At 35.3% G+C, this 15,911-nt stretch carries 6 protein-coding genes; 4 read left to right on the top strand and 2 right to left on the bottom strand.

Annotated features, from left to right (window positions below):
- Positions 1–14: 14 nt before the first annotated feature.
- The gene (locus tag AsAng_RS24045) at positions 15–1,796 is read right to left on the bottom strand and encodes a tetratricopeptide repeat protein (RefSeq protein WP_264789657.1); all 1,782 of its coding nucleotides are present in this window, start codon (positions 1,794–1,796) and stop codon (positions 15–17) included.
- Positions 1,797–2,157: 361 nt separating this feature from the next.
- On the opposite strand from AsAng_RS24045, the gene AsAng_RS24040 reads away from it, so the two are divergent.
- From AsAng_RS24040 to AsAng_RS24025, 4 genes are all read left to right on the top strand, one after another.
- Entirely contained in the window at positions 2,158–5,346 is a 3,189-nt protein-coding gene (locus AsAng_RS24040) for an ATP-dependent helicase (RefSeq protein WP_264789656.1), read from the top strand.
- A 300-nt stretch (positions 5,347–5,646) separates the two neighbouring features.
- The gene (locus AsAng_RS24035; RefSeq protein ID WP_264789654.1) at positions 5,647–8,037 is read left to right on the top strand and encodes a TonB-dependent receptor; all 2,391 of its coding nucleotides are present in this window, start codon (positions 5,647–5,649) and stop codon (positions 8,035–8,037) included.
- 333 nt (positions 8,038–8,370) lie between these two features.
- Positions 8,371–9,051, top strand: a complete 681-nt coding sequence (locus tag AsAng_RS24030) for a hypothetical protein (RefSeq protein WP_264789653.1) — start codon at positions 8,371–8,373, stop codon at positions 9,049–9,051.
- A 667-nt stretch (positions 9,052–9,718) separates the two neighbouring features.
- Positions 9,719–14,935 (top strand): hypothetical protein, encoded by a 5,217-nt coding sequence (locus AsAng_RS24025; protein ID WP_264789652.1) that lies wholly within the window; start codon positions 9,719–9,721, stop codon positions 14,933–14,935.
- A gap of 114 nt (positions 14,936–15,049) precedes the next feature.
- Here the strand turns inward: AsAng_RS24025 and AsAng_RS24020 are convergent, their stop codons facing one another.
- Positions 15,050–15,901, bottom strand: coding sequence for a phosphatidate cytidylyltransferase (locus AsAng_RS24020; RefSeq protein ID WP_264789651.1), 852 nt, complete (start codon positions 15,899–15,901; stop codon positions 15,050–15,052).
- Between the last annotated feature and the right edge of the window lie 10 nt (positions 15,902–15,911).

The raw sequence follows: 15,911 nt of genomic DNA, 5'->3' as shown, positions 1-15,911 counted from the left end.
TTTTTTGAAGGAGGCTACAAGCGTTCAATAAAAACAAATAAATCTTCTTTCCTATCCAATTGTAATTTTTTCTTGATTCTATAACGAGACATCTGTACACTCTTAGGAGAAATCCCCATAATTCGTGCAATTTCCTTGCTTTCTAATTTTACTTTAATATAGGTACAATGCCGAAGATCATTTTGAGTTAAAGTTGTCGAAATTGCGAGTAATTTTTTATAAAATTCAGGATGTACCTCTTCAAAATGTACCTTAAATTGATTCCAATCTTCTTCTATCGACACCTGTTCTTTTAACATTTTTTGAATAGGCTTAATCGCCAAAGATGCTTGCTGATCTTTCTGTACAAGCATTTGTAATTTTTCATCTAAGGTATCCAACATTTCATTCTTTTGAATAGCGGACAAAGCCAAATTACTTAACGTTCGTGACTTATGCTCCAAATCTGCTTGAAGTTGTTTTCGTTCCAACTCTGAAATTCTATGCTGTTGCTCTAGACTGGCTTCACGCACTAAGAATAGTTTTTTCCGAATTCGCATTCTATTAATAATCAACCCAATAAATATCAACAAAATTCCTATCCCCAAAATAGAAACATTCCGATGAATTTTTTGAATAACCAGTTCTTTATCGGCTAATAGCTTTTGATTTTTTGCCAAAACTAAGCTATCGTTAAGGCTGACAATTTGTTGTTCTTTTTTTTCTACATTATATTGAATTTCTAAGCTTTGCACCAACTTTATGCGCTCCATTTGATACAAACTGTCTTGCAGTTCTTTTTCTTCAATAGTATATTTTAGAGCGTCTTCATATTGCCCTAACTCCATATAAGTCTCACGCAACCAACGCAATATTATTCTTAAGTTAAATTTTACGCCATTTTCCTTCTTTAACAAATAAGCCTTATTCAAATGCTCCAAGGCCTTTTTATATTCTTTTTTTTTGTAATAAATTTCGCCCAATTGACCATAATATAAAGGATTGTACTGAACAAAAGAGGCTCCTTCTTGATCCGCTTTTTGATGATAATAAAGCGCAGAATCAAGTCTAGTTGCTTTTATATGTAATGCAGCAATGTTGATATAAATGCCTATGACATCTTCTACATAGTTGACACTCTGGTAATAATCTAAGGCTTTTAGGTAATAAACTAGAGCTTGTTTATTTTGATCTTTTAAATCATAAATGATTCCTTTGTTCAAAAATAGAGCACCTAGGGTTCCTGCATCCATATATTTATTGAACATTAAAGCTTTATTATAATACGTTAAGGCTAAATCCAAATCTTTGATTCGTTGGTATACAATTCCCAAGTTATTGTAAACCTGACCAATCCGTAAGGTATCTTTAACGGATTCAAAAAATTCTAAAGTACTTAAATGTAATTTTGCGGCACGATCATACAAGCCTAAATCTCTGTATATCAACGCTTGGTTATTTTGAATTTGTGCCAAATCTTTAGCTTTATTTAAACGCTTAAAGAAATAGTTTGCTTTATAAAATAAAGCACTTGCATTTTCTAATTCTCCTTTGCTATAATAAATAACCCCTCCTATTTTTAGGGATTTAGCCCACAATAAGCTATCCTTTTCTTTTTCAGCTTGTCTTAGCGCCTCTTGAATAAACCATGTAGCACTATCTAAATCGGTATAAATATACTTTTTAGAATATTCAATCAATTCTTTGGTTGATACTTGGGCATTGACAGCCTGCTTCCCCATCAAAATCAAACTTATTGTAAATATTAAGATCGTTATCCTATATGATGCTCTTTTATTCTTTTCCTTAGGTTTCATTGTCTTTCTATCAAACTGGTTATCAAATCAATAAAATGAAATAAATTATATACATAACCTAACAACAACAAACATTCATAAATAATTCATTATCTTTTTATACCATCAACACTTCCTACTATAAGTGCCATATAACATTAAGATTGCGGATAAATTCCAACGAACGTGTACAACAAAATTTCCCCCTAAGAGATTGATCGATTGAGTGCTAAAGACAAGTCTATTCTTATTCTTTTTTGTCCTTATTTAAAATGGATATGCTTCTTTATCTTTTTGTTTCATTATTTTAGTACTTTGTTAAGTAAAAATAGCTCCTTTCGTAGCTGTTACAAGGGATTAGAATTAACACCACAATAGATATATGGCTCAAAAAGAATACAACCTACACTTCCAAAAAATTCTTTCTCAGTTGAACGCTGCTCAAATGAAGGCAGTTACTGAAACAGAAGGTCCTGTTATTGCCATTGCTGGACCAGGTACAGGCAAAACACACATCCTAACAGCACGTATTGGTCAGATTCTGTTAACAACAGATGCACAAGCCCATAATATATTGTGTTTAACATTTACGGATGCTGCTGTAAATGCCATGCGACAGCGTTTGTTGGACTTTATAGGACCAGAAGCACATCGAGTTCATATCTATACTTTTCATTCTTTTTGTAACAAAGTCATTCAAGAAAACCTAGAAGTTTTTGGGCGACATGACCTAGAGCCTCTCTCGGATTTAGAACGAATAGAAATTATTCGGAATATAATTAATGAACTGGATGTTGAGCATTCTCTCAAAATGAATCAACGAGATCCTTATCACTATGAACAACACCTTGCTGATTTATTTAAGCGAATGAAAGCAGAACGTTGGCCTAGTGATTTTATACAGCAACACATCCAAAATTATTTAGCATTTTTGCCCAAACGCCCAGAGATGCGCTATAAAAGAAATGCTGGTAATTTTAAAAAGGGAGACCTAAAAGAAGCCCAATTTCAAAATATCCTAAAGAAGATGACTCGTTTGGGCGAGGCTGTTTTATTATTTGAACAATATGAAGCAGCATTACTAGAACGTCAACGATACGATTATGAAGATATGATTTTGTGGGTGTTAGAAGCCTTTGAACAAGATGAATTTTTGTTGCGCTCCTACCAAGAACAATATTTGTATTTGTTAGTTGATGAATTTCAAGATACCAATGGTTCTCAAAGTGCGATTGTTCAGCAATTGGTTGCTTATTGGGGAGACAACCCCAATTTATTTATAGTAGGCGATGACGACCAATCCATTTATGAGTTTCAAGGAGCCAGAGTTAAAAACATGACCGACTTTTATGAGCAATATTACAAAAATTTATTGCTGATTATGCTCAAAGAAAACTATCGGTCTTCTCAAAATATTTTGGATGCAGCCCGTGACTCTATTGAACACAATGAAATTAGAATTATCAACCAAATAGAAGGGCTAGAACTTAACAAAGTCTTATTGGGAGCCAATCCTTCTTATGCAACAATAGATGCTCCTGTTCAAATTATTGCCTACCCCAATCAATTACAAGAAGAAATTGCAATTGTTCAGCAAATAGAACAACTCCAACAAAAAGGGGTTAACCTCAAGGATATTGCTATTATCTATGCCAAGCATCGGCAAGCGGATACACTCATTCAATTATTTGAAAAACGAGACATTCCCTATCAATCTAAACGAAGAATTAATATTTTAGAACTGCCTATTGTTCACAACCTACGCAAGTTAATGGGCTACATTGCCAATGAGTATTCTAAGCCTTATAGCAATGAGGACATCTTTTTTGAGTTTTTGCACTATGATTTTGTGGGTATAACCGCCAAAGATGCTGCTATATTAACCGCTTGGATGGCAAAACGCACCAAAAATTTATTACAGAATCGTTCTTATGAAAACTTGCCCATGTGGCGAGATACAATCCGAGATCAACAATTATTGGAGTCTTTAGGGCTAGAAAGTATCCCACAATTAATTCGTTTTTCCGATTTTATAGACAATAGTATTCACCAATATAAAAGTTTTAGTTTACCTCAACTGTTCGAATACATCATCAACAAAAGTGGCTTAATACAGTTTATTGCTACACACAAACAAAAAGCATGGTTAACACAGGTTGTCGGTACATTATTTGAATTTGTCAAACAAGAAACGGCCAAAAATCAACAAATAAGTCTGAATCATTTGCTGATTTTGTTGGATCAGATGGAGGCGAATAGAATAGGAATGGGCTTGTTTCAGCTTCGTCAAGCAGAAGATGGTGTCAATTTAATCACAGCACATTCAGCAAAAGGACTAGAATTTGAATATGTTTTTATGATTAATGGTCTAAAAGACTATTGGGAACCTCGTAGTAGTGCTGGTAAACATTTTGCCTTTCCTGATACCTTGACCTATTCCAATGAAACGGATGCACAAGAAGCAGCTCGCCGTCTATTTTATGTAGCAATGACCCGTGCAAAAAAATCGCTACAAATATCCTATTTTCAATACAACACCAATCATAAATTGCAAACTAAGGCTTGTTTTATTGATGAATTGTTGCAAGCTCATAATCCATCAATTGTATTTAGTGAACAAGAGGTCTTTTTATCCGAAGATTGGCAATTATTATTATTAGAGCAAGCTCCTCCCAAACCCCAAATACCACTTCTGAGCACAGCAATGTTAGATAGTTTATTAGAGGGATTTAAATTGAGCATCTCGGCAATGAACAGTTATATCTATTGTCCTTTAAGTTTTTACTATGAGTATATCCTTAGGGTTCCTTCCTTATCTAGTGTTGAGGCAGCTTATGGGACAGCCATTCACAATTCGCTCAATCGAATTTTTAACATTGCTATTCGCAAAAATGAAAACCAACTGCCAGAGATTGATCAACTCTTAGATATTTTTAGGTTTGAAATGAAAAATCAACGCATTTTTCTAAGTAATAGGATTTATAAAGAACGTTTGGAATTAGGGCAACGCCACCTTCCCCTCTATTACAAAGCTCGTAAAGAAGACTGGAATAAATTGCTACAAGAAGCAACCATTCTAACAGAGAAGCCACTACGAAATGTTGAATGGAAAGGCGTTCCCTTAACGGGCACCATTGACAAGCTTTTGTTTTTGCCCCATACTCATGGAAAAAAAATCCATGTGGTTGATTATAAAACAGGAAAATTACAAGATCGTCGCCTCAACTCGCCTACCAAATCCAATCCTTATGGAGGAATCTACTGGCGGCAATTGATTTTTTATAAAATTTTATTAGAAAACTCAAACTTAACCTCTTATAAGGTACGATCGGCAGAAATTGACTATTTGACTCCTAATGAAGAGGGTGTTTTTCCCAATAAATCCATCACCTTTGACACCAAAGAAGTCAATTTGGTAAAAAAAATGATCCAACAAGTTTATGATAATATTATAAATCATCGCTTTGCTGAGGGCTGTGGTGAAGCTCATTGCAAGTGGTGTAATTTTGCCCAAAGAAATTTAATCCCTGCTAGTTTCTCTCATGAGGAAATTGAATTATTAGATGATTAATTTTAAACTTTAAGAACGATAAAAGTATTTTACTTTAAACATTACTCCGTTAAAAAATCGTATTCAATTGATTATCAAAACAATGCGATTCTACTACTCTAAATATTAGTTATTTGATAATCAATCGAATACAAGATGTTTTTTTGCTTTTTTTGTAAAAAAGCAAAAAATTAACGGAGTATTATTAAAAGTGTTAAAAGATTAAAATGATTGCATCAAAACAATAAAAACACTAAATTAAAGCGATTTTAACTTAAAAGAAATCGCACTTTTATTACGTGATTTAAACTCCAATTTATTGTGAAAAACATTACTATTGCTTTTGCAGTACTCCTATTCCCCTACTGTATTCTGGCACAAGCAACGCAAGTTGTTTATGGAAAAATAATTGATAATGTATCTTCAAAACCTATCTCTAACGTTACTATTGAGCTATTAAATTATGTCCCTTTAAAAGTAACTAAAACAGATGAAAAGGGTGCTTTTATGCTTGAAGAGGTGCCCATAGGCAAACATCGCTTGCTTGTGATGCACGATAATTATGAGGTCTTGATTGTTCCTGAGGTAGAAGTCACCTCTGGTAAGCAGGTAGAACTGAATATAGGCTTAGAAGAAGTAGTGGTTGATATTGATGAAATTATTGTTGAAACAAGAGCAAAAAAAACAACTAAAGACCAGCCTAATAATGGTATGGCACTAGTAGGAATTCGTTCCTTTACCATTGACGATGTTCGAAGGTACTCTGGGGCAAGAAATGACCCTTCTCGTCTTGCAGCCAATTTTGCAGGTGTGCATATTGGAAATGATTTTGAAAATGGAATTATTATTAGAGGAAACTCGCATCTAAATGTTCTTTGGCAACTAGAAGGTATCCCAATCCCTAATCCTAATCATTTTACCCTTGCGGGTTATATTAGTGGCTTATTGCCAATGATAAACACCAACTTAATGCGCAACTCTGATTTTTTAAATGGAGCTTTTCCTGCGCAATATGGCAATGTAACTGGAGGTGTGTTTGATATTGGACTGCGTTCTGGTAACAAAAACATTTATGAAGGGACAGCACAAGTTGGCTATACGGGATTAGAAGTTGGGCTAGAGGGGCCGCTATCCGTAAAAAATGGTTCGTCCTTTGTTTTTGGCTACCGTTATAGCATATACGATATATTCAGAGTTATCGGGCTTAACTATGGAACTACATTAATTCCTAATAATCAAGATTTATCGTTTAAAATTGATTTAGGCGAAACGGCTATTGGTCGAATTTCTATATTTGGACTTGGAGGAACAGGAAGTATTGACATCGCTCCTGGTGATGTAGACTCTACTGATCAAGCCAATAAATTTGCAAGAGATGTTTCTTTCAAAAAAGAAATGGCTATGATTGGTCTAAAACATCAAGTCTTTTTGTCCAAAGATCAACAATCCTATTGGCAAACCACCATTGGGGGTTCCATAGACTCTGAAAGTTATCGGGAAGATACACTAAATACTAATAATGAGAAAGACCTTGTTTTAGACAATAGAAACTGGACATGGAATGCTACACTAAGTAGTTTCTTTAATCATAGTTTTAATTACACCAATACCATTCGTGCAGGAATAATTGAAACGTATTATCATACCAATTCTAAATTTGAAGATCATTTATTTCAAGAAGGATACCGAAATTTTAGCGGAGGAGCTTTATTGTCACAGGCTTATCTTCAATATTTAATTCGTTTTAATAAAAAGCTAAAAATCAATATAGGAGTAAATGCCCAGCACTTATCTCTTAACAATACTTATGGTATTGGCCCTCGTTTTGCTTTAAGTTGGCAGGTTAGTAATTCTCATAAACTCAGCCTAGGATATGGTTGGCATCATCAAATGCAACCGCTTCGTCTCTATTTTAATCAAAAGAAAAATACTAATGGAGAATGGGTTGATGCCAATAGAGATTTAGAATTTACGCAAGCGCACCATTTTGTAGCAGCATACGACTGGGCAATCTTAGATAACTGGCGATTAAAAATTGAAGGTTATTTTCAGTTGTATACTCATGTTCCAATTACAACTTATTCTAGTACCTATAGCGGTATCAATATGGGGCAAGAATTTGAATTATTGAACTTAACAGACTTAGTAAATACAGGATTTGCTCGAAATACAGGAGCTGAATTAACACTTGAAAAGTTTTTTAGCAATCGTTATTATGGCTTACTTACAGCCAGTTTTGTTGATTCAAAATACGAAGCAAGCGATAAAGTTTGGAGATTCACCCCCTACAACAATAGTTTTGTACTAAACTTTTTGGCAGGAAAGGTATTCAAAATAGGCCCTAAACGAGCCAATGCCATTACTGTTGATGTTAACTTTGTTTATGCTACAGGCAATTATTATACTCCTATAGATTTAGACCAATCCAAACTATATGGTTATGAAATTCGTCAGTGGGACAAAGCATACTCTTTGCAAGGAAAAGATTATTGGCGAATAGATTTAAAAATTGGAGCTTATTTTAATAATGAAAAGAGCAACATTTCTCATCGCATATTTTTAGATTTAATTAACATTACCAATCATCAAAATATCCTTGTTCAACAATACAATTCAGCGACACAAAGCATCGAAAATGCCAATCAGTTAGGCTTCTTTCCAGACTTAACTTACCGCTTAACCTTTGGTTTTAAGCCTAAAAGAAAAATTTAGCATTTTTACTGCTATGCGGATAATTCTGCATTTGTTACCGCTAAATGTTATATAAAAAAAAAGCTAAATGTTAAAATTTAGCTTTTTTTTATTTTTTCACACAAAATAATATTCGTTAAACTTCTTTAAATTCCAGTTTTTACATTGAGAGTTCCCTTTAGACTCAAAATTCTTTAATGTATCATAAGATTTTAGCTTTCAATCATTAAGCTCAGGTTAAAAGTATGTTACAAAAAAACAAATAAATTGTATAACTTTGCACTGTTAGTCCCCAACGATATGTTCTAAAACATTCATATACAAGATTTTAAGTTATTATACATCCCCTTTGTTATGTTAACCATACTCTTACAAAATTCAAAGTTATTAGAGCGGTCCCTTAATTTGCTCTTTCAATTAGTTTTACTCATTATCATTTTTGTGCTTTACACAGATGATATTGTCCATGCCCTTCCTGTTGGTATTTTAGTTAGTCATGTAGTTCATTATGGTCTGATTGCTTTAGCAGACATTTATGAAGATGACTATCCAGAAAGCAACAAAAAATATTATGCCTACATTGGCATGTTACTCTATTTTTTAGGTGGAATAACCTTCGGTCTCTTTGAGAATGAATTTATTCGTCTTCACATCCTTATCGTTTTAGCTGGTAATTGGCTAGGAGGTAAAGTAGACACAACCATGTGGAAAAGTTTATTCTTTATTTATTTTTCGACGATGATTGGCTACGAACTACTTTCTTTTAGTTTGTTTGATAATGGATTTACCATGCTAATCTATGCCAGTTTTGCCATATTTATGATTAGCCTTTGTGAGCGTCTTTCAGAAAAGAATCAACAAGCATGGATGCTCCATTCTAGCTTATTTTTTGGTTGGGCTTTAGTGCAAGGTGCTTTTTATCAAGAAGGAGTCTTGTTTATGCTAGGAGGTTTATCGTATGAAATAACAAAGTTGTCAATGGGTTTTGCTACTCATAAGTCAAAAATAACAGAGAATAAGCTACTCGCAGCTTAGCCACCTCCAAACTACCACACACCATACCAATACACCTGTCAATAATTTTGAATTATTGATAAGATGCTTAATCTATGATTCACCACTAAAACAACAACTACTTATGTTACTTCTATGTTTTTTATCTTGGTTTAAAAAATAAGCTTCCTCCCTCCCTTGTTCCCTATCCTATATCCATTAGTTTTTCAGAATAGACTAATGATGCTGCATATATCAGCCCATTTCCAGAGACGATTAAAACTTGTATTTACTGATCGAAAGTATACAGGTTTTAATCGTTTTTTGGTTAAAATCTCAAAGATGTGACTTATTCTTTATGTTATTTTTTTGTAAGAAAATATAAATAGGTTGCCCTATTCGTTAAAAAATAACTACTTATCTACTTTTTTTTATATGTTTGCACCTGTTAATTCTATGTTTTTCATAATTGTTAACAATAGTTAAGCCCTTATAAAAAACTCCTTATTACCTTTGGCTATCAGACGCCTTTTCTCAAGCCCCCAATTCATTTACCCCAAATAACAAAAAACACCCAATATAGAACATTCCAATACTGCTCCATAACATTATCTATTCAGCCCTATTAATTTTATAATATTTTTGCCCCAAATAGATATCGTCATAAAAATTCAAAATTACCTTAACTATAATCCAAAAAATTTATTTCATGTATACACAACGACTTTGTATTCTTTTATACTTTTTGATACTTTATTCGCAAATAGGGTATTCACAGCTAACGGTTACGTCTGGCGCATCCTCCTCAGATATTCAGGTTTGTATAGACACACAAACTGTAGATATTACATTATCCGCAAACAGCACAATTACGGGAGATTCTATTACAATTCTCTTACCTCCAGGAGTTAGTTATGCAGCAAACTCACTGAGCTTTGTGTCAAATCCTGCTGGAATTTCTATCACAGAATCAACCATCACCAATCCTCAGCAACCAACTTTTAATTTCTCAGGAACAATGAACATTGGAGATGTTTGTGTTTTTAGAATTGGTCGATTTGCGAACTGTCAAACAATTGCATACCGAGATTTAGGAAATTTATTGCTTGACTCTGTATTTGTAACGTATAACAATCCTACTAGTACAACAGCTAATAACCTTGCAAACACCAATATATCTGTCATTCCCTTTGGGTTAAATGAAGCCTTGGTCTCTTTAGGTTCAATTGCAAATATACAAGGCCATCCTGGTGACATTTCTACCCGTGACATCTCTATTACCAATGGAGGCTTGGGCTGTGTGCAAACCATTGAATTCTATACAGTAGATGCAGCAGTAGGCATTCAAATAAACCAACTTGCTGTAACAGGAATCACAGGAACAGCAGGCAGTAGCCCTCCTACGCTTCCAATCGTATTAACACCACATACCATTAATGGAGATACCTCTTTTTATACGCTTGATGTAGAAGCACTTCACGGTACGGGAGCTGTATTATGTAATGGGCAAACGATTACAATTGAAGAAACAATTGAGATTATAAGTTGCTTTTCTAATTCAGGCGATGGAGAAACACGTTATGGTGTATATTGGGAATGCCTTGCGCAATGTCAACCCATCAATACAACAACAGCTAATGTATCTATTCCTCCAGGAGTACCCAATCTATCATTTAGCAATGAATCAACTCTTGACCGACCAGATTGTTTTGAGGGACAAACATTTACCAAAAGATTTAGAATAACAAATAATGGAACTGTTAACGCTGTTAATGTTAATTTTGCCATAGAGGTAAGAGCACGATCTGGTAGTGCAACCATTTTACTCCCTAACACTTCCTTTATTTCAACCTCGTCTGGTTCAGGACCAACCTCTATCACTGCCAGTCCTTTTGAACCCAAGAAAGCAACTTATACGATTGACAGTATACCTCCAGGAGCATACGTTGAACTCGAAATAGATGTAGAACACCCTTGTCCAACCTCCTGTGGACGCTATCTTTATGACGGTTATCGGCTAGAAGATATTGCTTATGAGGACCCTTGTGGTGTAAATTACAGTACTCCTGATGCTAGTTTTACCACTAATAGAGAGTTTAATGCCATTAATCCTCTAGAAAGCAATTTTCCTGCTATAGCGAATGGGCAAACAAGAACATTTACATCTTCAATAGCAAGCATAAGGGGCTTGTCTAATACCTCTATCATGTTCTGGGAAGTTATTCTTCCTCCTTGTGGAGTTGTTTTTAACAATAACCCTGGCGATATTGATTGGGGGGGAACGGCTCCTACCAATATTAGCATTTCAGGAGATACTGTTAGGGCAGAATTTGCAGTTGCCAATAGTAATGCATACAATAACGCTCCTTTTAATATTGTTTTATCAGGGGTTTGTGGAAGTTGTGGTACCAATCAAAATATAAGTAAACGCCTATTGATTAATCCTTGTCCTAGTAACTCCAACCACTGTCAAGTTTGTATTTATGAAGTAACAGAAGGTCTTGTTGTAGAGCAATGTAGTGTTGGAGGGTCTTGTACAGGTGCTGCTGTTAATGGTTTTCAATTTGTTCGTACCAACTTGGGGTTACCAGACAATAACAATGATCGCCTTGCTGATGGATCGGGTTCATTAAATCTAAGCTTAATTGATCGATCTCGATTTATCGTTTCGGACACCGCTCAAGCAGTTATTCAAGCAACTATTTTTATCAATTCTGGAAGTCCTGTATTAGATCAAGCCTATGGTGAGTTTACAATAGACGATCATTGGGATTTTATAGATGCTTCAATAGAAGTATTTGATGCCAGTACAGGAACAACATTTACATGTACAGGGGCAAGTGCTACTTCTTCAGCTAGTGCAAGTAAACGAACCTATACGGTTGATGTTAGCCCCAATACACTTGGAGCAACCTGCCCTAGTATGAGTGGATTTGCCTTTGAAAATGGCGATAGTGTTACCATCCGTGCTAATTTAGTTAATACGCTAAATGGTACCAATATCTTTAGCGGTATTGTCTATCCTATTGATTTTTATGTTGCCGAAGTCCCTAGCCCTAGTGGCGCTCAAAGGCTGTCTTGTGGTTCTAATGCTTATTCCGAAATTTATTCTATTTATAACATCAATCCTGGTCTTGATATTGCGGGAATCGGATCTTTTAGCTCTTGTGGAGCAAGACAAATAGATTTAGAATTTGAATCCAAAACAGGTGATAACATCCAAAACTTCAATATATTTCCATACGAATGGCGACCGATTGCTTTTCCTGATACGGTCAAAATGGTTATGCCTACAGGGTATACTTATGTAAGTGCAAGATTATCTAGTTTTATTGGAGTGCCCAATAATATAGCAATTGAACCACTAAACCCTAATGCAGATACACTTGTTTTTGCAGTAGGACAAATATATCAACCTGGTGGTATCCCCTCTAACCCTGTTCAAGAAAGTATTCCAGATGGCATTGAGCGATCAGAAGTTCAAGTGTTTATTCAAGCTACTTGTGAAACGCCTGCTAATACGAATGAGCCGATTACAATGATTCTAGATGCTTTTCACCCACTTCCCCAGCTTCAAGCACTTGAATTATTAGATGGTGAGCGTACCGAAAACAATCTAAGTTGGAACAAACCTGATATAGCCATTACCAATGTTTCAAGTCAAACAGCAGAAGGCACCACCAATACATTAGAATGGACAGTCCGTGTCAATAATATTACCAACAACTCTGATGCAGCTAATATTTTTCTTAATGCGAATGTTCCTTCTGGGAATGTAACCATTACCAATATTGAACATATCGCAACAAACGGCAATCCAACAGGACCAACCTCTCTTACAAAAGTCAACAATATCTGGCAGTTTGGGGATATTGATCGAATTCATTTTCACGATTTTAGAATAACAGCTACTTATACTCAGTGTATGCCAGATACCTTGCTTATCCTAGCTGGTTTTGATTGTTCAGCTTATCCAGCTAGCTTATCTGCTTATACCAGTAGTAATGCATGTGAACTGGATAGCCTTTTGTTGTATACTGATCCTAAAACAGCTACTTTGCAGTTGAACCCTATTGCAACAGGTGTAACAGATGATATTTGTGATACACTGGTTTATGCTTTTACTCTAAACAGTGCCGATTTAGCCAATGTTTTAGATCCTTCTTTAAGGGTTACACTCCCTCAAGGAATTTTATTATTAGGAAACCCTACGATAGAATATCCATTAGGTACAGCTCCTAGACCCTTTACAATAACCCCTACTGGACAAACCTTAATGGTTGATATTGCAGCCGCAGATGCCCAAAATCCAGGCACACATAGCATTGCAACCAATGGTATATTGGGAACGAGAGAAGCAAGCAATGCCAATGAACGTCAAGTAACTATTTCGTTCCGATTTAGAACCGATTGTAACTTCCAATCTGGCTCTAGTTTTTACCTACAACCCAATGGCTTTGCTCCTTGTGGTAGTCAAGCAGGAGGTAGTAATATAACCTCTTTTGAGCCTCCTATATTGATTGCAGGGCTTGTTCCTCCTTACAATGTTTCTACAAAAATACTCCTTATAGGTAGTACTACCTGTGCAGATACCGTTCAAAACGTTCTTGTAGAAATGATTCCCGATGGTCCCTCAACAGGTCGTGATACTGGATTTTTTGATCTTCCAGAGCATGTTGCTTATGCAGGCAACTTTACTTGCTCAGAGGCAAATCCTGCTATCTGTCCTACCTTTGTTGGTCTAACAAATAACCTAAATGGTACGAGCAGTGTTATGGTTCAATACCCAAGTACTTGGTCTTTAGGTGATACGATTAATTTTTCATTTGACATTAATACCGCTGGCTTTTCAGGCTGTTCGGCTTCTGAGCTAATCACAGTAAAACATACCGTTACAATGGCAGGTCCTACTTGTGATGCCAATGGTTTACCTTGTGGAGATGTAAAAGTAATTACGGGGCAAGCTAACTTAGCGTTTGCTGTCCAAAAACCAGATTTTGCCATTAGTAATCTAACAGCTTTAACGAATGCTGTTTCTAGTGGGCAATCTTATACCTTAAGTTTTGATATTACGAATAATGGATTGGATGCCCCTGCTGGAATGATTGCAGAATTTTATTGTGCAGATGCTTCTGGAAATCCGACAGGCTTACCCATTCATACCCACAATATTGCAATCCCTATTGCTAGCAACCAAACCATTTCAGAAAATGTATTTTTCACCACCCCAACATCTTGTAACAACTTGCAAGGCATCGTTATTCTAATTGCTCAATCGCCAGTTAGTTCGAATAAGCAATGTATTTGTCAAGATGAACAATCATTGATTACGGACATTCCAACTGATCTTGACTTACCTATTGATTGGTTATTCTTTAATGCAGAAAAAGTAAGCAACAATGCGACTACTTTAACTTGGGGAACTGCATCTGAAATCAATAGTCTTGGTTTTGAAATCGAACATGCTCAACCAACAACTGGCTTGCCTCAGTTTGAAATGATCGATTTTATTGAAAGTAAAGGAAATCCGCTAACGGGTGCTAATTATAGCTACGATATAACAAATATGCTTCCTGGAGTGCATTACTTTAGATTGCGCCAAGTAGATATAGATGGTAGCTATGAGTATTCTGAAATAAAGGCTATTTTAATAACAGGTCCTACTCCTAAATTTAAAGTATATCCTACGCTTATTCAGCCCAATAACCAAGTCTTGTATTTATTTAGCCCCAAAGAAGACCGTGTTGTAGTAGAATTATACTCGATTATAGGTCAAGAATCTGCTATTTTATACACTGGAGATGTCAAAGAAAATTCATTAATTGAGATTCCTTTGAACGAATATCAATTCCCTGTTGGGCATTATATTATACGAGTTCGAACGCACCAAGAGGCATTCACACAGAAAGTAACCATCATACGATAGATTATAATAGAAAAGGCGTTGGATTCTCCAACGCCTTCTTTTATATATTGTTTTTTATTTCTGTCACTGGTAAGTTAGTACAACTAACGACTTGTCATTTTCTCCCTAAAGCATTTAGAGTTGAAAATAAATTATCAAGTAAGTGTAAACAAAGGGAATTACAAAAATAAAAGCATCAAATCGATCTAAAATTCCTCCATGTCCTGGTAGTAAATTACCCGAATCTTTAATGCCTAAGCTTCGTTTAAACATAGACTCTACCAAATCCCCCAAAATTCCAAAAATCGTACAAATACAAGCCGTTCCAATCCAAAAAAACAGTGGAAAAGTTAGATTGCTAAATACCAATGAACATAAATATCCTGTTAAGATTGCTCCTGCTACTCCACTTAGGGTTCCTTCCCATGTTTTATTAGGCGAAATACGAGGAAACATTTTATTTTTGCCGATTTGGGAACCCAATAAATAGGCAAAAACATCACTCGCCCAAACCATAAATAATAGCGCAAGAATAAATTGATGCCCAGCTCCTCCAAATTCTGGGATAGGAGAGCTACTCAGCCAGATCAATAACGAAAATGGCATTCCGATATAAAGCACTCCCAAGGCTATGAATCCAAGGTTATGAAAGGGCTTTTCTGATCGCCCAAATAATTCTAATAAAAACAAAAGAAAAGCAGCAATGGGAAAGAAATGGAATAGACGATAGCAGTATAATTGCTCCCAAACAAATAATAAGGCTACTGTCAATGGTAAAAAAGTTCCTAATGCTATGAATCCTCCCCGTCGAAGCAAATTTATTGTTGAGGTACCATCCTGTGTCAAAACATGTCCGCTTAGTTCCCAAAGGCAAAGAACCGTAATGAATAGAAATAGCAATGTACAACTTATTGAACTATATAAACAACCTGCAATCATCACAGCACCAAAAGAAAGTCCTGTAACTGTTCTTGTTTTTAAACTCATATATTTATTT

Source organism: Aureispira anguillae (assembly GCF_026000115.1).
In the GTDB taxonomy this organism is placed as follows: domain Bacteria; phylum Bacteroidota; class Bacteroidia; order Chitinophagales; family Saprospiraceae; genus Aureispira; species Aureispira anguillae.
The sequence above is the reverse complement of the archived record's forward strand: the minus strand, read 5'-3'. Positions and strand labels throughout refer to the sequence as shown.